This window comes from Gimesia algae (genome assembly GCF_007746795.1).
Classification (GTDB): Bacteria; Planctomycetota; Planctomycetia; order Planctomycetales; family Planctomycetaceae; genus Gimesia; species Gimesia algae.
This window is the reverse complement of the sequence record NZ_CP036343.1, coordinates 1,741,044-1,764,975: the sequence shown is the minus strand read 5'-3', so window position 1 is coordinate 1,764,975 and position 23,932 is coordinate 1,741,044. Positions and strand designations below refer to the sequence as shown.

The 23,932-nt window shown below is 49.9% G+C and carries 16 protein-coding genes; 12 read left to right on the top strand and 4 right to left on the bottom strand.

The window, feature by feature from the left end:
- Nucleotides 1-399: 399 nt before the first annotated feature.
- Together dnaK and clpB are read left to right on the top strand one after the other, a co-directional pair.
- Nucleotides 400-2,307 carry a molecular chaperone DnaK gene (dnaK, locus tag Pan161_RS06670; RefSeq protein ID WP_145225249.1) on the top strand — a complete coding sequence of 636 codons (1,908 nt, stop codon included), beginning with the start codon at nt 400-402 and terminating at the stop codon, nt 2,305-2,307.
- A 250-nt stretch (nt 2,308-2,557) separates the two neighbouring features.
- On the top strand, nt 2,558-5,173 hold the full coding sequence (clpB, locus tag Pan161_RS06665) for an ATP-dependent chaperone ClpB (protein WP_145225247.1): 2,616 nt from the start codon (nt 2,558-2,560) through the stop codon (nt 5,171-5,173).
- A 150-nt stretch (nt 5,174-5,323) separates the two neighbouring features.
- Here the strand turns inward: clpB and Pan161_RS30440 are convergent, their stop codons facing one another.
- Nucleotides 5,324-5,494 (bottom strand): DUF6800 family protein, encoded by a 171-nt coding sequence (locus Pan161_RS30440; RefSeq protein ID WP_002649758.1) that lies wholly within the window; start codon nt 5,492-5,494, stop codon nt 5,324-5,326.
- Nucleotides 5,495-5,810: 316 nt separating this feature from the next.
- On the opposite strand from Pan161_RS30440, the gene Pan161_RS06660 reads away from it, so the two are divergent.
- Entirely contained in the window at nt 5,811-6,902 is a 1,092-nt protein-coding gene (locus Pan161_RS06660; RefSeq protein ID WP_145225245.1) for a DUF6268 family outer membrane beta-barrel protein, read from the top strand.
- Nucleotides 6,903-6,905: 3 nt separating this feature from the next.
- On the opposite strand, the gene Pan161_RS06655 is transcribed toward Pan161_RS06660, so the two are convergent.
- Nucleotides 6,906-8,009: a Gfo/Idh/MocA family protein gene (locus tag Pan161_RS06655; protein ID WP_145225242.1), complete on the bottom strand. Its 1,104-nt coding sequence runs from the start codon at nt 8,007-8,009 to the stop codon at nt 6,906-6,908.
- 47 nt (nt 8,010-8,056) lie between these two features.
- Entirely contained in the window at nt 8,057-9,325 is a 1,269-nt protein-coding gene (locus Pan161_RS06650; RefSeq protein WP_145225240.1) for a CCA tRNA nucleotidyltransferase, read from the bottom strand.
- A gap of 300 nt (nt 9,326-9,625) precedes the next feature.
- Here Pan161_RS06650 and Pan161_RS06645 point away from each other — a divergent pair, with 300 nt between their 5' ends.
- From Pan161_RS06645 to hemA, 8 genes are all read left to right on the top strand, one after another.
- Nucleotides 9,626-9,988 carry a hypothetical protein gene (locus Pan161_RS06645; RefSeq protein WP_002649754.1) on the top strand — a complete coding sequence of 121 codons (363 nt, stop codon included), beginning with the start codon at nt 9,626-9,628 and terminating at the stop codon, nt 9,986-9,988.
- A gap of 242 nt (nt 9,989-10,230) precedes the next feature.
- A complete protein-coding gene (locus tag Pan161_RS06640) occupies nt 10,231-10,899 on the top strand; it encodes a TetR/AcrR family transcriptional regulator (protein ID WP_145225238.1) in 669 nt (222 codons plus the stop codon).
- A 188-nt stretch (nt 10,900-11,087) separates the two neighbouring features.
- Nucleotides 11,088-12,530: an efflux RND transporter periplasmic adaptor subunit gene (locus Pan161_RS06635; RefSeq protein WP_145225236.1), complete on the top strand. Its 1,443-nt coding sequence runs from the start codon at nt 11,088-11,090 to the stop codon at nt 12,528-12,530.
- A complete protein-coding gene (locus tag Pan161_RS06630) occupies nt 12,527-15,760 on the top strand; it encodes an efflux RND transporter permease subunit (protein ID WP_145225234.1) in 3,234 nt (1,077 codons plus the stop codon). The genes Pan161_RS06635 and Pan161_RS06630 overlap by 4 nt, the downstream gene beginning before the upstream one ends.
- A gap of 133 nt (nt 15,761-15,893) precedes the next feature.
- Complete coding sequence (gene panD, locus Pan161_RS06625; RefSeq protein ID WP_145232526.1) at nt 15,894-16,274, top strand: aspartate 1-decarboxylase; 381 nt, start codon at nt 15,894-15,896, stop codon at nt 16,272-16,274.
- A gap of 314 nt (nt 16,275-16,588) precedes the next feature.
- Nucleotides 16,589-17,629 carry a sigma-54 interaction domain-containing protein gene (locus Pan161_RS06620; protein WP_145225231.1) on the top strand — a complete coding sequence of 347 codons (1,041 nt, stop codon included), beginning with the start codon at nt 16,589-16,591 and terminating at the stop codon, nt 17,627-17,629.
- 111 nt (nt 17,630-17,740) lie between these two features.
- Nucleotides 17,741-18,649 carry a cytochrome C assembly family protein gene (locus Pan161_RS06615; protein WP_145225230.1) on the top strand — a complete coding sequence of 303 codons (909 nt, stop codon included), beginning with the start codon at nt 17,741-17,743 and terminating at the stop codon, nt 18,647-18,649.
- Nucleotides 18,646-19,926 (top strand): glutamyl-tRNA reductase, encoded by a 1,281-nt coding sequence (hemA, locus tag Pan161_RS06610; protein ID WP_145225228.1) that lies wholly within the window; start codon nt 18,646-18,648, stop codon nt 19,924-19,926. The genes Pan161_RS06615 and hemA overlap by 4 nt, the downstream gene beginning before the upstream one ends.
- Here the strand turns inward: hemA and Pan161_RS06605 are convergent.
- Nucleotides 19,906-20,412, bottom strand: a complete 507-nt coding sequence (locus Pan161_RS06605; protein ID WP_145225226.1) for a hypothetical protein — start codon at nt 20,410-20,412, stop codon at nt 19,906-19,908. The genes hemA and Pan161_RS06605 overlap by 21 nt on opposite strands.
- A gap of 450 nt (nt 20,413-20,862) precedes the next feature.
- Here Pan161_RS06605 and Pan161_RS06600 point away from each other — a divergent pair, with 450 nt between their 5' ends.
- Nucleotides 20,863-23,925, top strand: a complete 3,063-nt coding sequence (locus tag Pan161_RS06600; protein ID WP_145225224.1) for a PVC-type heme-binding CxxCH protein — start codon at nt 20,863-20,865, stop codon at nt 23,923-23,925.
- Nucleotides 23,926-23,932: the final 7 nt, after the last annotated feature.

Genomic DNA, 23,932 nt, shown 5'->3' with positions numbered 1-23,932 from the left:
CCGTGTTTAGGGGCTGTCAAGCGGTTAGGCCAGACCTGTGAACTGTTTAGCTTTTATTCCAGCGGGCAGGGTGAATTGACTGCCATTATGTCATTTTGACTCAGAGGCAGAATGGGATTGCGGCGGTGTCAATTTGGCAGTGCCTGCTTCGTATATTTAATCATGCAAAAACGGTCTGAATCGATAAGTTGTTGTTAATAAGGGATATAGGTGTTTTTTTTGTGATGGTGTTCAGCTTGGCACACTCATTGCTGTCTAGCAGAGTAGCCTGTGTTTACAGGCAGAATTGAACGAAATTATTGAAACACAAGATTGAGGTGTATGAGGCTGGGAGAGTTTTCTCGTTGTTTGAGCTTTGTACAGATCTGAAATACGAATAAGGAAAGAGGGGAAACTCATATGTCGTCATCAGGCGAAAAAATCATCGGTATTGATTTGGGTACAACCAACTCAGTGGTATCAATCATGGAAGGTGGGGAAGCAAAAGTGATCCCCAACCTGGAAGGAAATCGTATCACTCCCAGTGTCGTGGCCTTCACTGATAAGGGGGAAACTCTTGTGGGTGAGCCTGCCAAGCGTCAGGCGGTCACCAACCCTAAAAATACGGTTTACTCGGTCAAGCGCTTTATGGGACGTCGTCATAACGAGGTTCAGAGCGAAGAAAAGATTGTCCCCTATGGGATTATCGGTGGACCGGAAGACTACGTCAAAATTGAAGCCGGTGGCAAAACTTATACGCCGCCAGAAATCTCCGCCTCCATTTTGCGGAAGCTGAAAGAAGCTGCCGAAAGCTACCTGGGGCATAAGGTCAATAAGGCGGTTGTTACCGTACCCGCTTATTTCAATGATGCTCAGCGGCAAGCGACCAAAGACGCGGGTCAGATTTCCGGTCTGGAAGTTTCTCGAATCATTAACGAGCCTACTGCGGCTGCTCTGGCTTACGGTCTGGAGAAAAAGAGCGACGAAAAAATCGTCGTGTTCGACTTCGGTGGTGGTACCTTCGATGTTTCTGTTCTCGAAGTGGGCGATGAAGTCATCGAAACGTTGAGTACCAACGGCGATGGTCACCTGGGTGGTGACGATTTCGATGAAGAATTGATCAACCACATAGCAGACGCGTTCAAAAAAGAGCAGGGCATTGATCTGCGAACTGATGCCATGGCGTTGCAGCGTCTGAGGGAAGCCGCTGAAAAGGCGAAGAAGGAACTGTCATCCTCGCAGTCGACGGACATCAATCTGCCTTTCATCACCGCTGACAGCAGTGGTGCAAAGCACTTGCAGATGGCCATTACTCGATCTGAGTTCGAAAAGTTAATCGATCCCCTGGTGGAACGCTGTCGTCAACCGGTTGAGCAGGCAATGAAAGATGCCGGTCTCAGCCCCAGCGATATTGACGAAGTCGTGCTGGTTGGTGGTTCAACACGTGTTCCCAAAGTGCAGGAGTTTGTCAAGAAGATCTTCGGCAAAGAGCCTCACAAAGGGGTTAACCCGGATGAAGTGGTTTCGATTGGCGCTGCGATTCAGGGGGGGATTATTTCTGGTGATGTTCAGGATGTGGTACTGCTCGACGTGACGCCCCTGTCTCTGGGGATCGAAACTGAAGGTGGCGTGATGACCAAACTGGTTGAACGTAATACCACGATTCCTGTGACGAAAGATCAGGTGTTCTCGACTGCTGCTGACAATCAGACTGCGGTGACCGTTCGCGTGTTCCAGGGGGAACGACAGATGGCCAGCGACAACCGACTGTTGGGGCAGTTTAATCTGGAAGAACTTCCACCGGCTCCACGCGGGGTTCCACAGATTAAGGTGGTATTCGATATCGACGTGAACGGCATTCTGAACGTGTCAGCCAAGGATGTTGCCACCGGTAAAGAGACGTCAGTCAAAATCGAACAGTCGAGCGGACTGTCTGAATCTGAAATCGAAGATATGAAGAAACAGGCAGAAGCGCACGCTGATGAAGACAAGAAGAAGAAAGAACTGGCTGAGGCAAAGAACAACGGTTCTCGCATCGTCTATGATGTGGAAAAACTGTTGAAGGAACATGCTGAAAAGATTGATGAATCCTCGAAATCCGCGATCGAAGCATCTGTTAAGAAAGTGAATGATGCTCTCGAAACGGAAGACGTTGCGGCCATCAATTCTGCTTGTGAAGAGTTGCAGCAGGCAACACATGCCTTCACCGAGCAGATGTATAAAGCGAGCCAGGAAGCCGGTGCAGCCGAAGGGGCAGCTCCGGAAGCTGGTGCTGCGGCGTCCGATGAAGAGGATGTCATTGATGCAGAATTTGAGAAAAAGGACTGATTCAGTTCTTTGAGATAAGGAACGGGGCTCAAGAGTCGTCTTGGGCCCCGGATTCCTCTCATGAAATCCATTTCTAAGTTACTGTTTATTTTCAGTTTCAAACCACTGGTCAGACTCACAATACTCTCCCTCCCCGAGTCTGATTCACTTAAAATTTATTCTACAGGCACTGCTTACCGACCAGTTATCTGATATGATAATTCAGGCTGTTGAGTTGCTGCGCAGGTTAACAATAGAACGGAGGAGTGTTATGGCATTTCGATTTGAAAAGTTGACTGTGAAAGCCCAGGAAGCTGTGCAGCGTGCTCAGCAGACGGCTGAAGATTTTGGTCAGCAGGAAATCAAACCGTTGCATCTGCTCAAAGCATTGCTGGATGAAGAGCAGGGGGTTGTGAAGCCGCTGATTCAGAAGATCGGTGCCAATCTGCCTCAGTTGCAGAAAATGGTCGATGATGAAATCAGTCGCCTGCCGAAAGTCTCCGGCGCCACCATGCAGGTGGGCGTAGGGCAGGCATTGCTCAAAATACTGCAGGCGGCGCAGGATCGTGCAGACCAGATGCAGGACAATTTTGTTTCCACCGAGCATCTCCTGCTGGCTTGTACGACCGTTGATGAACAGCCTAAGCGGCTGCTGGAACTCAACGGAATTGAAGAGGATGATGTGCTCTCTGCATTGCAGGCGGTACGCGGGGGTCAGCGCGTCACCGATCAGAGTCCAGAGGAGAAATACCAGTCTCTGGAGCAGTATGGGAAAGACCTCGTCGAACTGGCCAGGCAGGGGAAAATCGATCCGGTCATCGGTCGCGATCAGGAGATCCGCCGTGTCATTCAGATTCTGTCCCGGCGTCGAAAAAATAATCCGGTACTCATCGGAGAGGCAGGGGTCGGGAAGACGGCCATTGTGGAAGGGCTCGCACATCGAATAGTAATGGGTGACGTGCCACAGAACCTGAAAAATAAACGTGTCGTTGCCTTGGATATGGGCGCCCTGATTGCAGGCACCAAATATCGAGGGGAATTTGAGGATCGTCTGAAAGCAGTGCTCAAGGAGATCGAAGCGGCGAAGGGACAGATTATTCTGTTCATCGACGAGTTGCATACCGTCGTGGGGGCAGGCGCAGCGGAGGGGGGCGCGGATGCCTCGAATCTGTTGAAACCCGCTCTGGCTCGTGGTGAACTACATTGTGTGGGGGCCACCACGCTGGACGAGTATCGCAAGTACATCGAAAAAGATCCTGCGCTGGAACGGCGTTTCCAGCCGGTGATGGTGACTGAACCTACGGTCGAAGATACGATCTCCATCCTGCGGGGTTTGAAAGAACGCTACGAAACGCACCATGGGGTGCGGATCACTGACGATGCGCTGATCAATGCTGCGACGTTATCGGATCGGTACATCAATGATCGGTTCCTGCCTGACAAAGCGATCGACCTGGTCGATGAAGCTGCCAGTCAGTTGCGAATGGAGATGGATTCCATGCCTGCCGAAATTGATGAGGCAACCAGGCAGTTGACCCGGATGCAGATTGAAGCGGCTGCTTTAGCGACAGAAACGACGCCTGACAGTCAGGAACGGTTGAAAGAACTGCGCAAGCAGATCGCTGATCGTGAAGAGAGTGTCAATGCGTTGAAGACACGCTGGGAAACGGAAAAAGAGGCACTGTCGGGTCTGCAGCCTTTAAAGGAAGATATCGATCGGCTGAATACCGCTTATGAGCAGGCGTTTCACCGGGCTCAGCAGACGAATTCCAACGAAGACTATTCGCAGGCCTACAATGCAGAGCAGGAATTGAACGCCGCGCGTCAGCGACTGACTGAGATGGAGCAGCGTGTCAATGAACTCGGGGATGTGAGTGGGGAGCGACTGCTGCGCGAGGAAGTCACGTCGGAAGATATTGCCAAGGTGATCAGCATGTGGACCGGGATTCCAATTTCGAAGATGCTACAGGGGGAACGTGAAAAACTCCTGCGGATGGAAGACGAAATTCACACGCGGATGATCAATCAGAATGAAGCCGTGCACGCTGTCTCCAATGCAGTGCGACGTTCTCGCTCCGGTTTACAGGACCAGAATCGACCGATTGGCTCGTTTATGTTCCTCGGGCCGACGGGTGTGGGGAAAACAGAGCTGTGTAAAGCATTGGCTGGGTTTCTGTTTGATGATGAGCGCAGCATGATTCGCATTGATATGAGTGAATTCATGGAGAAACATTCTGTTGCGCGTCTGATTGGTGCGCCTCCGGGGTATATTGGATATGAAGAAGGAGGCCGTCTGACGGAAGCAGTGCGGCGGCAGCCTTATTCGGTCGTGCTGCTGGATGAAGTCGAAAAAGCACACCGTGATGTGTTTAACATCCTGCTGCAACTGCTGGATGACGGGCGACTGACAGACAGCCACGGGCGAACTGTGGATTTCTCGAATACGATTGTGGTAATGACCTCAAATATCGGCAGCCAGACGATTATGGATCTGTCTGGTAAAGAAGACGAGGGCCTGATTCATGATCGGGTCATGGATGCGTTACAGCATGAGTTTCTACCGGAGTTCCTGAACCGCATTGATGAAGTGATTGTATTCCATCCGTTGGGGCGGGAAGAAATTCGCCAGATTGTGGATCTGCAGTTGCAAAACCTTTCCCGGCTGGTGGAAAACAATGGTTTCACTCTGGAAGTATCCACTGCTGCCAAAGATCTGCTGGCGGAGGAAGGCTATGATCCGGTGTATGGAGCGCGTCCCTTAAAGCGGACGATTCAATCGAACATTCAGAATGAACTGGCCAACAAGCTGCTCTCGGGAGATTTTGAGGAGGGAGCCACGATTCATGTGGATGCGCATGAGGGACTGTTTCTGTTCTCGGGTAGATGAACAGGCAACCTCAGGAAAATGCAAATCAGCCCTGGAACCAAATTCCAGGGCTGTTTTTTTACTCGGATACAGTTTCAGGCAGCGCACGAAAAAACGACGCTGGCTGCAGGCGAGTCAGCGTCATGTTTCATCATTGACTGCTGGAACTGCTTATGCAGATTCTTCCAGGACAGTGAAGGGGCTGATTTTGCGAACTTTTTCTTTGATCGCTTCTTTTTCCGAAGGATCTTTCGCTTTGGCAAACTTTGCCCGGAGCTGTTTCAGCTTGTGTTTCCGGACTCGACGTTGGGCCAGTTCACGCCCTTTTTCAACACGTCCCATTTCTCACTAGTTCCTGATAAAAGAAAATTGCTATGTTCGAATGTATATATTCTGTCTAAGGAGTTTGATTCTAACATCTAATATGGTAAGGGGCAACGTTCAGGACAGGGCATTTTTGCAGAGAATTGAGAGATCCACTGATCTAGATTCGGGTTGACCTGATATTCATTCCCTGATATTTCATACAGCACTCCCTGCTACCTCTCTCATAACTCCTCCCCTTACCACCTCTCATCTATCTGACCCTGGTCTACGTGCTCGGGCTCTGATAATGATTTCCAGGTAAATCCTTATCATACATTTGGGAAATTCGGTCATGTTCTTTCGGTCCCGCCAGGTTGTGTTTCTGGTCGTTGCCCTGTGTGCGCTCAGCATGGAGAGTGTTGATGGTACGGCATGGGCACAAGGTGCGTCTGTTCAGTCGCGTGGTGATGCTGCGACAGGCAGTTCACAAGCGCTGCAGCATCGAACGATTTTTATGCCGCGCGAGGCTGAAATCGAACAGGTGAGCCAGTCTCCCCAGATCCCCAATGTGCTGGATGCTGATTCACGAGAAGCATTGGGGATTCCGCCTCAGTTGCTGGATGACGATCAGAGTTGGGCAGACCCAGGCGATGACTGCGTCGACTGTGATGCGATTGTGCCATTAATCTCTCATAAGCAGGCAGACGCCGGAGTCACATGGTTGCCGGGAACGGGGGATGAACTTGGAATTTTCAGCATCAATCTGTCGGAAACAATCGAAGTGCCGCGGTTAGAAGGTTTTTCGGTGACCCCTTATTTTGGCGTGCATTATCTGGATGGACCGATACAGACTGATTTACCAGCGCGAGTTTACGATACCTCGGTGGCGTTTCGCTGGTTCAAAAAACATAACGAAAAGTGGTCCTATGAACTGGAAGTGGCTCCCGGAGTTTACAGTGATTTCAAAAATGTGACGTCCGATTCTCTGCGGATAACCGGGAAAGGGCTTGCCTATTATGTGCACTCCCGCTCCAAGCAGTTTGTCATGGGAGTCGTGTATCTGGATCGCGAAAATATTCAGATGTTGCCTGCAGCGGGGATGATTATGTGGTTCAGTGAAGGATCACGACTCGAATTGATTTTTCCCAAGCCCAAGTACACGTACCGTATTGAAAAAACAGAGGAACTCGAACGGTGGGCGTATGTCGCTGGTGAATTTGGCGGTGGCTCGTGGGGAATTCGGCGTGGCACAGCAGGCTTTGATGATATCGCGACTTATAGTGATCTGCGCTTAATTGGCGGTCTCGAAACAAAACATACCGGCGGAATGATCAGCAAACTGGAAGTCGGATTCGTTTTCAACCGAAAGCTGGAATACAAATCCGATATCGGCAATTACGATATTTCGCCTACGGGTATAATGCGTTACCAGCTGACATTTTAAGTCTCAGAGATCACAGTTAATGTCGATCCAGGTGCGTTTGTCGAACGATTCCAGTACCGAGTCAGCCACGAGTTGGGCTGAGGCACCGTGATCAAAACCGGGAATCGCGTCCCGTTCTTCGACGATCGCAGAGACGAATTCGTAGACCAGGTCATAGCGGAAAACCGTACTGGGAACGCCTTCGTGAGGTTTGCGGGGACTGCCGTCAATCACCAGGTATTCATCGGGGACGGGTAACTTTTCCATGGTTTGCCCCGGTTTTCCGATCAGGATGTTGTTGGGATCGGTCAATTGATAGGCGGCGGAGCCTTCTGAACCGTTGACCTCGGCCCATTCATAGCCGAAGCCATCGTTGTGATAGCCCTTCATCAGGGTGCTGCCTTCCCAGACACCGACGGCTCCGTTTTCAAACTGACCAATCAGGGACGACCAGTCATCTACTTCTGACGGTTCGCAGGCTTCACCCTCGGCTGTTTTATCTCGTGGAACAAATTGAGCGACGGCTCCACAAATGCTTTTAATCGGTCCCAGCAGATCCTGCGCGAAATCGATACGGTGGATCGTCATGTCAAACAGGTCACCGGCGCCGGCCAGTTTTTTACTCTGCCGCCAACCCCAGCTGGATTCAGGCCAGTCGAGAAAACGCTGGCTGCGAAAATGTCGGGGCACTCCCAGCGCCCCGGATTCAACCAGGTGTTTCACATATCGCATCGAAGGGGCAAAGCGATAAGTGAATGCCGTCATGTGTCGCAGATTGGCATCACGGGCTGCGCGATACATTTCGGCTGACTCGGTGTAGTTCAATCCCAGTGGTTTTTCACACATCACGTGCTTGCCACCTTTGATGCAGGCCAACGCAATTTCATGATGAGTGAAATTGGGAGTCGCAATGATCACGGCATCCACATCCGGGTCATCAGCCATGTCTTCAAATCGCGTCGATACTTTGGTTTTTCCCCAGTCGCTCTGACGCTGGGCCAGCAGTTCGGAGTTCGGATCGCAGATGGAGACCAGTTCCGCGCGGGGATCAAGATTGATGCCGGGAACATGATGGTAATCGGAGACAGCGCCTGCTCCAATGATTCCGATACGAACTAAATCAGCCATGAGAAAACCTTAGCGAACGACTGTTAATGAAATTTCGAATACGATGTTTATTTTTGAAGTATTTGGTTTAACAGCGCAAATGCTTCGTCCTGCGTATGAATCAATTCTTCCAGTTGGGCGTCCTGAACCTGCGTCAGCAGATGTTTGAACTGAGGACCCGATTTGATACCCAGGTCGATCAGATCATTACCTGAGATCAGGGGAGGGGGATTCAAGACTTCTCTGGGAGTATGATCACGATACTGACGGCAAAATTCAAGGTCGTCCAGTGGTTGTTTTTGAGAACTTAAATCGGCGGCAATTAATTCAAACAGATGTGGGCAATCCTCATGTGCCAGCAGGCGTTTGAGCCGAGACAGCTTCATGTCGGGGGCATGCTCCAGACTGTTTCGCTGCTGCACCAGCCAGTGGACCAGGTTTAGAGAATGATTGGAAAAACGCAGACGTTTACAGATCTCATAGATTTCATTCAGACGCTGATCAGGACCCGCAGCGGGTAAATCCAGCAGGAGTGTCGCAAAAGCGGTTTCAAAGTTGTGTGTATTTACCAGTTTCAAGCGGTCGAGTGTGTGAAGCCAGAGGTCTTGGTTTTCTGCGGATTCCCAGAGTGGAGTCAGTTCAGGCAGAACCTGTTTGAGCAGCCCAGTTTCCTGAACCAGGGCAATCGCCTGGCTGCGGGCCGGGTGAACCAGCATCTTACGCAACTCGTCTGCAATCCGCTCGGGGCTGACCACGTTAATCTGATCTGCCATCGCCTGAACTGCCAGACGCGTGGTTTCTTCCAGTTGAAAGTGGAGCGTGGCAGCGAACCGTATGGCGCGGAGCAGGCGGAGTTTGTCCTCCTGCATTCGTTCCAGAGGATTTCCAATCGCACGAATGATGTGCTGATTGAGATCAGCTTTGCCACCTACGTAATCGAAGATCGCGTCGTTGATGGGATCGAAAAACATGCCGTTGATGGTGAAGTCACGGCGTTGGGCATCTTCTTCGGCTGTGGTGAATTTCACGTGTTCGGGACGCCGTCCATCCAGATAAGGGCCTTCGCTGCGAAATGTGGCAATCTCTACATCGCAGTCGGGCTGATGTCCGCGGACGATGATGACTCCAAAGCTGGCACCGACGGCCAGAGTTCGACGTTTGCCAAACAGTGTGCGCACTTCCTCAGGCAGTGCATTCGTGGCGACATCGTAATCTTTGGGTTCTTTCTGCAGCAGCAGATCACGTACGCATCCGCCTGCCCACAAGGCCTGGAAGCCTGCGTCACGTAGTTTGCGGACGATCTCGACCGCTGCAAGATACGGTTCTGAATGTTTCATGGATCCTGTGTTTTGAATCGAACCGGGTTGAACAACTGGGTTGTCATAATGATAGCAAGTTCTGAATACTTATCGACTTATGGTGGTTATTTTTTTCCGGTTCCCAACGGTTCCTGGAAAAAAAGAAGGTTTATCGGCTTGGATGGACAGAGGAAGCCAACCAGAGGTTCTAAAACGGACTTCGCAAAAGGAGGAGAATGACGTATGATTTATAGTCCATTTTGTTTCCATCTGGTTGATACGAGGTCTCTTACACACATGGCACTCAAAAGTATCAGTCTCTATTCAGGAACATTCGTTTTGGAAGGTACACACGGAATACGTTTTGAGGGAACCCGCTTCTGGGTACTCCATCGTAGAAGAGAATTTGGTCCGTTCGACTATGAATGGAGCAAAGATTTCTCTGGCGTGGAATTTATGTACCACGATCAAAAGTTTGGTGAATACTGCAGTGCCGAGGAAATATTCGCCGATTTGAAGCAATTTTCGCTGCCGATGCGCGTCGTCGAAGTCGCCAGCCTGACAATCGGGATGGTCCTGTACGGAATTCTGAATGGACTCCCTCAAAAATTGTGGAGAGAACTTCTCAGGCAGCGCCTTGATGAATCCGGGTTTCAGCGGTTTGATATCCGCGAAGAAGGTCCCGAACGCTTCGCCAGCTGATCTCGAATCAATTGCTCAATATTCGGTATTTCGACAATACTGGTGTGCTTGTGTGTGCTATAAGTCAATTTATAGTAGCGTTTTATGAATATATACATTGATTTTTAAAAATTTGCTTTGAATTTAAACGGCTGTTTAATACAATTGTTTAAAACGGCGGGTTTAATGAATATCGCGATCAGGCTGTAATCATTCGATTGTCAGACCGGTCGGTTAGCGCTACAAAGAGTCGGAATACCACCATGTCCACAATCAATGTCCGTGAAAAACTGCTGGAGGTCGCAGGACCGGTTTTCTCAGAGAAAGGCTTTGAGAAGGCGACGGTTCGTGAAATCTGTCAGAAAGCGGATGTCAATCTGGCGAGTGTCAATTATTATTTTGGGGATAAAGAACAGCTTTACCTGGAAGTGATCTGCCTGGCGAAACAGATGGGAGTTTCCCGGGCTCCTTTACCGGAATGGACTGAGAATACACCCCCCGAACAAAAATTAGAGGATTGGGTCAAAACACTGGTGAGACGGATGTTGGGCACGGGGGAGCTTTCCTGGAGTAATCATCTGATAATGCGCGAAGTACTCAGGCCCACACGGGCCTGTGAGCATCTGGTTCAGGATCTGTTCCGTCCGTTTGTGAACATCGCCGACAAAATCCTGCTGGAGATTCTGGGAGAAGAGGTACCGGATCATCGGCGAATGCAGTGTGTTTTCAGTATCGCTGCTCAGTGTCAGTTCTACCGTGTTTCAGGCGGTCTGGTTACTTTGATGCTGGGAGAGGAAGAACAGGAAGCTCATTACAATACCGAACAAATTATTGAACATATTCTTCAGTTTTCTCTGGCAGCCATCAAAAATCTGAAACACGAATTCCTCTCATCAGAAATGGATTCTTCTTCAACACTTAACAATTTCTGAACCGACCCGGTACACAATCGGGAAACATTAATCAAACTGAGTCGAAATTAAATAGAGCTTTCTGGATCAAGGCATTAATGCTGAGCGACGGAAATTGAAACTCAAAAATCACTGTTGATACTTCGTAATTGACTTTTCGCGTTTATTGTCAATTTCATTTGTGATGCAATTCACGATAGAAAATAATCATGTCAGACTTCAAAAATCAGAAATCAGGCAGCTTTTATAAAAAGCTGAAGCATTTCATGCTTCCGGTTATTATTTTAGCTGCAGGTGGTGGCAGCCTGGTTGTTTTAATGGCGATGAAAAAAGAACCGGAACAGAGTCAGAAACTACTGGCCCAGGCCGCACCTCTGGTCTTGACTCAGCCTGTGATCCCGACAGATTCCGGTTTTACGGTAACCGTTGATGGAACTGTGGTTCCTTCCCGCGAAGTGAAGCTGGCGGCGGAAGTGGCAGGCAGGGTTTTATTGACGCGTAATGGATGCAAGGTCGGGAATCTGGTACGCAAAGCAACCGATCAGGAACGGGCGGCATCGGGGACAGAGAATCTGTTGATCCAGATTGATCCCGAGAACTACGAACTCGAAGTCAAGCGGCTGACCCAGGAACATGCACAGGCGCAGGATGTCATCGATGAACTGGAAGTGGAAATCGATAACTCCAAAGCGATGATTGATCTGGCGCATGAAGAAGTCAATCTGCAGAAAACACACTTGAATCGCGTGGAAAAATTAAGAGCCAGAAATGTGGTTTCGGATACCGAATTTGAAGAAGCCAAACGTGGTGAACTGGCCGCCCGCAACGCACTGCAGAAGTTGACTAATGAAGCCGACCTGCTGCGTTCGAAACGACAACGTATGATGCATGCCCGCGACCTGGTGGGAGTGCAACTGTCTCGCGCCAAGCTGGATCTCAGCCGCACCCGGATCTATTCACCCATCAATGGGGTTATCGTTGAGGATTCGGTCGAGGAGGATGGTTATGTCAAAGTCGGTGACCCGCTGGTGACAATTGAAGATACTTCCGCCGTAGAAGTGAGCACGGATCTGCGAATGGAAGAACTCTCTCTGCTCTGGCAGCACGCAGCTCAGGCTGCCCAGGGGAATCGTACTGCTACCGATCCCTCCAATCGTCATGATCTGGGATACCAACTGCCACAACTGCCCGTCAAAGTTTCCTACGAACTCGGCGGGCGCAAGTTTGTCTGGGATGGTGAATTGTCCCGTTTCGATGGCATTGGTCTTGATGAAAAAACGAGAACGGTTCCCTGTCGCATTATTGTATCTGATCCACGCCCCTCTGCCATTCTGGTAAATGGGCAGCCGACCAATCGAATTGTGGGGGCCCCCCCTTTGACACGGGGAATGTTTGTCGTGATTGATATTCCGCTTAAAGGGAATGTTTCCCTGCTGAAACTTCCCGAGATGGCCATTCGTCCGGGAAATCTGGTGTGGGTCGTCCGGGATGGTAAACTGCATTCTGAAACAGTTCGCGTGGTGGACATGAGTGGTGATCAGTTGCTGGTCGAGCAGGGTGCCTCCGGCCTGAAGCCGGGAGATCGGGTTGTCGTCTCGCCACTCAGCACTGCTGATGAAGGCATGCTGGTGAGTGAGGGAGACGCAGAATGAGGTCGATCATCAAATGGGCCATCAATAATTCCCCAGCGATGAATACGCTGATGGTCACAGTACTGGGGGTCGGCCTGGTTTCACTGATGATGATGCGGCGTGAAGTCTTTCCGGAATTTGAACTGGAAATCATTCTGGTCTCGGTGCCTTATCCGGGCGCCAGTCCCGATGAAGTCGAAGAAGGCATCTGCCAGAAGATGGAAGAGGCCGTTCGCGCGATTGACGGCATTAAAAAGATGACGTCCATTGCCAATGAAGGATCAGGGTCTATTGTTCTCGAATTAAGGGCAGATGTACCCGATGTGCAGAAAATTCTGAACGAGGTTCGCTCTGAAATCGATCGCATTCCCAGTTTTCCGGAGCTGGCGGAAGATCCGGAAATTCAGCAGATCACGTTTCGGCAGGTAGCAATTGAAGTTGCCGTGATTGGTCCGGGGATCGAGGACGAGAATAGCGCTTTGGAACTGCGTGAACTGGCAGAAAAAATTCGTGATGATTTGATGAAGCTGAAATCGGTATCTCAAGCCAATATTGCCGGGGCACGCGATTATCAGATTGATATCGAAATCCCTGAAGCCACCCTGCGGAAATATGGGCTGACATTACAGGATGTAGCGAGGACCGTACGCAGAGAAAATATGGAGCTGCCCGGGGGGAAGCTGAATACCGTTTCTGAGGTCGTATTAGTACGCGGAAAAAATAAACATCTGACCGGTAGAGAAATTGAAAAGATCCCCCTCGTCACTGAACCGGGCGGGGTTGTGCTGACAGTGGGGGACCTGGGACACGTTCAGGATGAATTTGCTGATACGACCATGATCAGTGAAATCAATGGCAAGCCGGCTTTGTCGGTTGCCGTGGAACGGACCGCTCAGGAAGATCTACTGGCGATTGTGGAAGAGGTACGGGCTTTCGTCGAAACTGCCAAACTGCCTGCCGGGTATTCGCTGAAATTATGGAAAGACCAGTCAGTGGATGTGCGTGACCGTATGGACCTGCTGACCCGAAACGGGTTACAGGGGCTGATTCTGGTATTTATCACACTGGCGATATTTCTGGAATTCCGGCTGGCATTCTGGGTGGCGCTGGGGATTCCCATTTCGATGTTTGGTGCTTGTGTGGTTCTGTATTATACAGGCCAGACTTTGAATATGCTTTCGATGTTTGCTTTCCTGATGGCGCTGGGGATTGTGGTCGACGATGCGATCGTGGTGGGTGAGAATATTTACGAACATCGACAAATGGGGAAATCATTTGTCACCGCCGCCATTGATGGTGCCACCGAAGTGTTACCGTCTGTCTGTGCCTCGGTTACGACAACTGTGATTGCTTTTATGCCATTGCTGTTCGTCTCCGGGATCATGGGAAAATTCATCGCGGTGATGCCGATCGCGGTGATCGCCATGTTATTGATTTCATTGATGGAGAGTACGTTTATTCTTCCCTGCCACCTGGCACATGCGAAACAGCCAGCGGACGGGAGCTTTCAAAAACAGGAACAGGGATTTGTCAGTCGAAAACTGGAATGGTTTATCGACCGCTGCTACCTGCCTGTCCTTAAAGCGGCCTTGAACTATCCCTCGTCTGCTCTGGCAGTTGCGGGAGCATTGATGCTGATGTCCGCCGGATTGATTATGGGCGGGTTTGCGCCTTTCAATATTTTTCCTAAAACCGATTTCCGCATGATCGAAGCGACGGTGGAGTATCCGGATGGAACCCCGCAGTCGATTACAGGGGAAACGACGCGTAAAATTCAGGATGATTTTGAAGCGTTGAATCGGGATTATCAGAAAGTACATGGTACTTCCCTGATTAAACTCGTGCGACGTAATGTCGGTTTTGGGACACGCGATGAATCAGGGGCAAATCTGGGAGGCTCTGTAGAAGGCAGCCATGTCGGAAAAGTCAGCGTCGAAATAGTGGAGGCAGAAGAACGCACACTGGGCAGCGAGGAAATCCTCGATATGTGGAGAGAGCGGGTCGGGAAAATCCCGGGTGTCGACCGACTCACATTCAAATCTCCTTCCATGGGGCCGGGAGGCAAGCCGATTGAATTCAAACTATTGGCAGATGGGAAACATATCACCGAACTGGAGGCGGCAGTCGAAGCCTGTAAGCGGGAACTGGAAACCTATCCGGGGGTCAAAGATGTCAACGACGATTCCAGCCCTGGTAAATGGGAATTTCAAATCAAAATTAAGGATAAAGCGCGGTCGATGGGAATTCCCCTGGCCGATGTAGCAGAAACGGTTCGTGCCACGTACTATGGAGAAGAGGTGATGCGTCTGCAGCGGGGACGACACGAAGTCAAACTGATGGTGCGCTATCCGGAAGAAGATCGAAGATCTTTAATGAGTTTTGATGACATTCGGGTGCGAACCGGTGATGGAGCAGAACGCCCCTTGACTGAACTGGCAGACGTGACGGTTCAGCGCGGCTATTCAGAAATCAATCGAATCGATCAGCAACGATCCATTACAGTCTCATCCGATTTGAATGAAAAAGAGGGGAATGCAAGCGAGATTGTAAAGTCCCTGAAAAAGTCGGGAGGCTTTATGGATCAGTTACTGGCAAACTACCCCAATGTCAGGGTTCGCTGGGAAGGGCAGCAGGAACAGACGGATGAATCTGTAAACAGTCTGATTGTAGGTCTGTTGATTGCCCTGGCTTCCATGTTCGCGCTGTTGACTGTCGAATTTCGATCATACTTTCAACCTTTAATCATACTGGGGATCATTCCACTGGGTATTATTGGTGCGGTATTTGGTCACGCAATATTAGGTATGGAATTGACGCTCTTCTCTTTGTTTGGGCTGGTGGCGTTAACGGGAGTGGTGGTCAATGATTCGATTGTTCTGATCGACTTTATCAACCATCGCGTGGCAGACGGTCTGCCTTTACGCGAAGCCTTGGTCGATGCAGGTCGTCGTCGCTTTCGACCAGTTCTGCTGACTTCCATGACAACAATCGTCGGCTTAGCGCCGATATTAAAAGAGACTTCCTTCCAGGCACAAATTATTATTCCCATGGCCGCCAGCCTGATTTTTGGTTTAATGCTGGCGACAGTTCTCGTACTGTTCCTGATCCCCACTTATTACTATCTCTATGCACGGGCACTGGGGGCCAAAGCAGATGAACCCTGGATTCGTAAAATGGATGGAAAGGAAGAGGGAGCTGACTATAATAAACATGAGGATCCCGTGTCAGGCCCCGTGCAGATACAGACCTGAAAACACACCCTGGTGGGCAAATGAATATATTCTTGCTTATCGTTAAGGCGAATGGTTAGTATACGCCGATCCTTTCAGTCTGAAAGTCTGTATCCAGTTAAAAAGAAGTCCTACTTCTTTCAGGTTAAGAATGATGAAGCGCGTTTTATTGAAATCAAAAATCCACCGGGCAACTGTGACCGAAGCAAATCTGGCGTACAACGGAAGTGTAACCATTGATCGGGAACTGATGGACGCTGCAGATATCGTCGAGTACGAGCAGGTGCAGATTTACAATATCACTTCCGGTACTCGATTGACCACATACGCCATCATCGGCGCGCCGGGTTCAGGTGTCATCTGTATTAATGGTGCAGCCGCCCATCTGGTGAAACCTCAGGATCTGGTAATTATCGCCAGTTACGCTGAATATAAAGAGAAAGAGGCCCGTCGGCATCAGCCCAAAGTGGTACTCGTTGATTCTCAGAATTCTCAAGTGACTCCGGAAGTGGCTGCCGTATCCAGTATTGATTGATGTGCCCACTAAGTGTGCGTAGTGCTTCCGTTCTGTGCAGGGTTGGGTTTTTTTATAATCTGACCTGATCTAATACTGTTGAATTATAAAAAAAACAGGTCTGCCACTTTCCTCTTCTGCTATGGCAGCGTACAATATCTTAGCGTTCGCCATCTTTTTGAGCATGTAGGTGCAGTTTTTTCATGCTGGTTAACAGGGAGTTTCGATTTCTTTCGGAAAGCCAGTGGTCCGAAAGCTTTGCGATTCCAATATCTCACAGATTTGCTTCTTCGATACTTTACCCTGTGAATGAATAGGATTTTCCAATACAAAGAATGGAAGACGATCGCCCCATTTTAGAAGATATGGTCGGTTTAAGTCCGCCCATGAGGAATATCTATCGACTGACCCGCCGCGCTGCTGCCACGTCATCGACCGTTTTACTAACGGGAGAAACGGGGACAGGTAAAGAATTAATTGCCCGCGCGATTCACGAATTAAGTCCTCGCGCCACCGGTCCGTTCATTCGGGTGAATTGTGGCGCACTCAGTGAAAGTCTGCTGGAAAGCGAATTGTTCGGGCATATCAAAGGGGCTTTTACCAGTGCTGTTGAAAATCGTACGGGCCGTTTTGAAGCGGCCCATGGCGGCACGATTTTTCTGGACGAAATCAACTCGGTCAGTTTTACATTGCAGGTGAAACTGCTGCGGGTTTTGCAGGAACACGAATTTGAGCGTGTCGGTGATACGCGGTCTATTCAGGTGGATTGTCGGATTGTGGCTGCCACGAACCGTGATCTGCTGGATGAAATCGAAGCAGAGCGGTTTCGAGAAGACTTATATTATCGCCTGAACGTGATTCCTATTAACCTGCCACCCCTGCGAGACCGATCGGAAGATATTCCCGAACTGGTTCACTTTTTTGCAAAACAGTTTTCCGCCGGGGAGAAAATACCTCTACCTGAATTTTCTGAAGAGGTTTTATCGACCTTTAAGAATTACGCCTGGCCGGGCAATGTACGCGAACTGCAAAATTACGTCGAACGTTTGATTGTGCTTTCCGGTTTGGATGGTCCATCGCTGGACCTGTTGCCGGGACACGTTACCGGCAAGGCGATCGCACGCTCGTTACCGTCTAAAACACAGAATCCAGAGACGATGTGTCGTGATCTGGTGAGTATGGAGTTACAGCGTGTAGGCGAGTCTTCAACCGATGTGCATGCTCAGATTGTATCACTTGTGGAAAAAGAAGTGATTTTGCAGGTTTTGAGGTCCTGCCAGGGTGTACAGACCAAGACCGCCACGCGTCTGGGTATTAATCGGAACACGCTACATAAAAAAATCTCGGAGTACGAATTAGAATCCGAAGCAAGATGACTTGCCCTCTACCTGCTGTACAGCCCTATAATAGAGAGGCCGCTGATGTCCCATCAGCGATGTAAACAGCCCACCACTTTATTTCCTCTCTAATCAGACAAAGTACCAGGCATGTTGTCGGAAGTGACCGTTTTCTGTTTTATGGCCAGCTATCTGGTTGCTCTCGGATTAGAGTTGACCCGATTTCTGCGAAAAAAAAACGGATTTCTGCGGCCTCTGATTTTTCTGTTCTCACTCGCTGGTCTGATCGCCCAGACCGCGTATCTGCTGAATCGAGCCCGGACAACACAGTTGCCGCCTCTGCTCAGTTCATCCCATGACTGGCTGATTGTTTTTTCCTGGGTGCTGGTAGCGATATTTCTGTTTATCAATCTGATTGATGAAGAACTCTCGATCGGACTGTTCCTGATCCCCCTGGTGCTGGCGCTGGTGATTTCTTCTTATTTTGTAGACGACGTTACCAGCCCATTGATGGAACCTTCCATTCGTTCCTGGGCGATGCTGCATGCATCCTTACTGGTGCTGGGAGGGGTGGGCATTGTTCTCAGCTTTGTCCTCAGTCTGATGTATCTGATTCAGCATCGACGATTAAAGCAGAAACAGAATTTTTCGAGCGGGTTCAATCTGCCCAGCCTGGCAAAGCTGTCTCGCCTGAATCGCTGGGCGTTAATGATATCGGCACCATTGATGACAGTGGGGATGGGCATCGGTATCGGGCTGGGGGTTTATGTTCGCAAAGGCGCGCATGCCATTTCATTTTTTGATCCTGTGATCATCGTCTATGAACTGGTCTGGGTGGGAATGATGCTGAGTGTCATTTTTATTCTGCGGACTAAACAGCCCAATCAGAAGCATATTGCTCAGTTGACGATCTGGACCGGAGGCCTCATATTGCTGACGGTGATCGGCATTCAGATCCTTTCCAATGTACGCCCCTTCAATTTTGAATCGTGGCATTCACAGATTACCAACCCCGTGATTGAATTGCATGACTCGCCTGCAGAAAGGATTCTGTCGTGAATCTGCAGGTCGTGTATTGCAACCATCAGACTGCGGGTCTGGATATTCGAGAGAGACTGGCTTTTTCTTCCAAAGAGCAGTTGGATCAGGCGTACTCTGTCTTGAAGCAATCTTATCCCGATACCGAAATCGTGGTGATTTCGACTTGTAATCGGGTGGAATTGTATACCGCTACACAGGATTCCGAAATCGGGCCTTCGCATCAGGATCTGGCCCGATTCTTTTCTGAATTCCATCAGGTACCCGTCAGCGATTTCTTCGAAGATTTTCTGGAACGCAAGGGACCGGATGCGGTGCGGCATCTGTTTCAGGTGGCTTCCAGTCTCGACAGCATGGTGCTCGGCGAGCCCCAGATTGTGAATCAGGTCAAAGAAGCCTACCAGTGTGCGACAGACAATGCACTCTGTGGGCCGCTCACGCATGCACTGTTTCAACAGGCGATCAGGGTCTCCGCCCGGGTACGTACCGAAACCCAACTGGCGGAAGGCAGAGTCTCGATTGCCAGTGTGGCTGTAGGGACTTTCGGCAAAGGAATTTTTGAACGGTTTGATGACAAGACTGTGCTGATTATCGGTGCCGGCGAAATGGCGGAAGAGACGTTGACTTATCTGAAAGATGAGGGCGTCAAACACATCATCGTCGTGAATCGCAGCCTGGAAAATGCGCAGAAACTGGCAGGCAGGTGGGGCGGGGAAGCCCGGCCTTATGAGGACCTCGAAGATTGTCTGGCGGCGGCTGATGTGATTGTGAGTACAACGGGTGCCTCACGACCGATTGTCGATATCGCCTGCTTTGAACGGGTATTGAAGAAATCCGGAAACAAAACGTTCTTCATTCTTGATCTGGGTGCACCCCGCGATTTTGAACCGGGAGTCGGTCAGATCAACGATAATATCTTCCTGTATGATATCGATGACCTGGAAGCGACTTGTGAGAAGAATCGTCGGGCACGTCAGAAGGAAGTCGAAAAGGCGCTCGCGATAATCGACGAAGAAACAGAACGTTTCATGCACGGCGTCTATCACCGGGCGACAGGGCCGATCATCAAACAGCTTCGCGAACAATGGCATGATGTGCGCGAACAGGAAGTCGAAAAACTGTTCAGCAAACTTTCGCATCTGGATGGAAAAGACCAGGACCTCATCAAACGCTCGATTGAACAGATCGTCAATAAACTCCTGCATCCACCGCTGGAAGTGTTGAGACAGGAAGCCCGGGAAGGCACACCACATGGTCTGCTCGACGCGCTCAAACAGTTATTTCACATTCGTGACTGAGCCGTCTGCGTCGCTGCTTGTTGGCATCCGGGACAGCAGGGGGCCGTTGACGAGAATTGCTGCGATCAATGCCAGTAGAATGTTCACGCTGTTAATGTACTTCGAAGCCTGATGGTAGTGATGGAACTGAGCAGGCCGCGGGCTGCCGGCCGGAGTAATCATGGATTCCAGAGGCAAATAAATCCAGAAGTAATCCACTACGCTGATGGCCAGGCTCAGCATGATCAGAGCGGTGATCAGGTTCGCTTTGTTCCGGGACCAGATGTTTTTTGTTCTAAGTACCAGCGAACTCACAAAAGATCCCGTTAAGAGCACCCAGGCGATCGTATAGTAAACAGGGAAATGTAATGTAATCAGCTGATCCCTGGTTAAGGAGTCAAAAGGCTGAAAGGTGACGTCCTGTACGCCATTGATCACAAAGATCACGGCTGCGCCTACCCAGGCCGACAGACAGAAACGGATTAAAACCAGGTTGAATGACTGCATAATTCACTATTATTCAATAGAACGTTGTTTCGGTAGTTATTAATTTCTGTTTCCTCAAAAGCGTGCTATCAGGTTAATCAATTCAGGAGAGGACTGAAAAGCCAATTGAGTCGCCGAGTGTACGAATCCCCAAAATAGCTGGCAGTGATACCGAAAAAAAGGGAGAGTCTCGCTGCAGGGGTGCAATGCGTCTCGTTAAACGTTAATATTGTTTATAAATTCTCAAAAAGCAGGTTCAAGTAAGATAGAGAGTCGTCATCCTGTCGGTTAGGATAGATTCGAAGTAAATTCATTTTTTGTGATTTAAACTATTGGTCCATCAATCCTGTTTTGACAGGTGGTCGATGTCAGGCGAGCACGCCAACCAGTGTGCGGACGATTTCGACCAACGTGCCATTCCAGGTCTGATAAGACATCAGAATTCAATCTGTATTGTTACGGTGATCCCACATGAAATCAGCTACTTTTCTTGCGTTTAAACGACCCGCCGGTGATGGAAATCATTCGATCCCGGGAATTCCTACTCTGGCCTTCCGCTGGGGTGCACTCCTGCTGGTGGCCGCTGTCTGCCTGAAGTTCTCTTTTGCTGCCGATCCTCCGAAAAAAGAAGTGCCTAAATCTCCCTTAACACCGGAGGAAAGTTTGCAGCAGACGGTGGTGCATCCTGATTTTGAAATGCAGGTGGTCGCTTCAGAACCAAATATCATCAATCCTGTGGCAGTTGCCTTTGATGAAACCGGAGTGCTCTGGGCAGTGGAAATGACTGACTATCCCCATGGTCCCAAGCCAGGTGAAGAACCGAAAAGTCGGATCAAATTATTACGGGATAAAGACCAGGATGGTTATTATGAGACGGCCACTGTGTTTGCCGACAAACTGCTGTTTGCCACAGGAATTCAACCCTGGAAAGGGGGACTGATTGTCACCCTGGCGGGTAAAGTTCAATACATGAAAGACACTGACGGTGATGACAAAGCGGATCTCGTCGAGACCTGGTTTACCGGCTTCAAAGAAGATAACTCTCAGTTGCGGGCCAATCACCCGACACTGGGTTTAGACAATCATATTTATATTGCCAACGGCTTACGGGGCGGTTCGGTGATTGCCACTCATCCCGAATGGAAAAAGAAGGCGGAACAGGTTCCTATTAGCGGTCTGGATTTTCGCTTTCAGCCTTTGACTGGAAAATATGAATCGATTTCCGGCATCGGTCAGTTCGGCTTGACGTTTGATGATTACGGGAATCGTTTTGTCTGTACCAATCGCAACCCCAATAAACATATCGTCCTGGAAAATCGCTACCTGAAGCGTAATCCTTATCTCGCAGTGAAGTCGGTTTACCATGATGTCTCACCCGATGGAGAAGATTCCCGCGTGTATGCGATTAGTCGTACCTGGACAACTTCCACATTGCACGCAGGGCAGTTTACAGCCGCCTGTGGCGTGACGATTTATCGTGGCGGGTTGTTTCCCCACTCATTTTATGGGAACAGCTTCACCTGCGAACCGACTGCAAATCTGGTTCACCGGGATGTGTTGACTCCCATGGGCGCGACCTATGACTCTCAATACGGACGCGATCAGGTGGAGTTCATCGCCAGCCGCGATGAATGGTTCCGACCCGTCAACCTGGCCAATGGCCCGGATGGTGCATTGTATCTGTGTGATATGTATCGCGCTGTGATCGAGCATCCGCAGTTTATGCCTGTCGAATTGAAAGAACGCTCCGATCTGAATGATGGAATTGATCGTGGCCGGATTTATCGCATTCTTCCCAAGGGAGCGAAGATCGACAAGAATGTCTATACATCTCTGAAAGATGCGACTGTGAAACAGCTGGTCGCTGCGTTGTCCTCAGAAAATGCCTGGCAGAGGGAAACGGCTTCCCGTTTGATTTTCGAACGTCAGGATACATCGATTCAACCCCAACTGGAACAACTGGTTTCTAATGGTAAAACGGAACAGTCGCGAATTCTTGCTTTGTGGGCTCTGGAAGGACTGGGAAAACTTAGTGATGCTCTCATTGAAGCGGCATTGAAGGACCAGTCTCAGCGTGTTGTGGCCCAGGCAGTACGATTGAGTGAGCCCCGATTGTCTCAGAATGACAAGCTGAAAACCAAAGTGCTGTCACTGGTGAAGTCTGCGGATGGCCCCCTGCGATTTCAGCTGGCGATCAGTCTGGGGGAAGCGAAAGGCGGCCCGTCTGCGGTCGATCAGCTGGCGAGCCTGATGTTAAATGGCGCCGCAGATCCATTTACGCGTGCGGCTGTGCTTTCCTCTGCACCCGAACAGACGGTGGAGATTTTCACTTCATTCTTAAAACAGTTACAAGCCAGTGATGAAAAGCAGGCAGCTCAGGCGGGCGTCGCTGATGCCGTCGGAGAAATGACAGCCGTCATCGGTCCCCGGTTGAAACCAGAGGAAATTCAGAAAACGCTGTCTTTGTTGGCCGGTCTCAATTCCGATGCACTCCTGCCGTTACAGCTTGCCGGTTTTGAAGGACTGGGTAACAGTCTCAGACGCCGTGGCAAGTCGATCACGGAATATCAGGCGAAGCTGTCTGAGACTGATCAGCAGAAGCTGAAGAAGTTTTATCAGAAGATTGTGGATGCCGCCGCCAGTTCCAAAACCCCATTGGCACAGCGGTTGAATGCCATCAGTATCTTGAAGTTCGTCGGTTTTGAAATCAGCGGCAAAACACTGCTTTCGCTGATCCAGGAGGGCAATTCTCAAGCGGTGAAAATCGCAGCGATCGCAGCGATCAGCCCTTATTCTGATCCCCGGATTGGCCAGATATTAATGGATGGTTTCTCGACTCAAACACCTGGCATGCGACGTGCTGTTCTGGATGCGATGCTGTCGAACCAGGATCGCACAAGCCTGTTACTGGATGCGATCGAAAAAGATCAGATCAAAATTTCGGAACTGGGACCCTCGCGTTCCAGCAGTCTGCAGCGTCATCGCAATCCCGAAATCAAAAAGCGGGCAGCTGCTCTGTTTGCCGCTGCGATTCCTGCGGATCGCCAGAAAGTATTAGCCGACTATCAGAAATCGCTGTCATTGAAAGCTGATCCTCTGCAAGGCAAACTGGTGTTTGCCAAGAACTGTGTCACCTGTCACAAGATTGGCGAGATCGGAGTGAATGTGGCTCCCGATATCGGGGATTCACGAACCAAGACTCCAGAGTATCTGCTGACAAATATTCTGGACCCCAACCGGGCCATTGATGCGAATTTCTTCAGCTATACGATTATCACCATCGATGGTGTGGTTCACACGGGAATCATTTCTTCAGACAGTGGTGCGTCCATTACCCTGACGCAGCCGGAAGGTAAGACGATTACGATTCTGAAAGATGAGATCGATGAGATGAAATCGAATGGTGTCTCACTGATGCCCGTCGGTCTGGAGAAGACGATTGATCCGCAACAGATGGCCGATTTGATTTCCTTCATTAAAAACTGGCGTTATCTGAGTGGGCAGGTTCCCAAAGAGATCGCCAAGCCTCAGTAAAACTGCC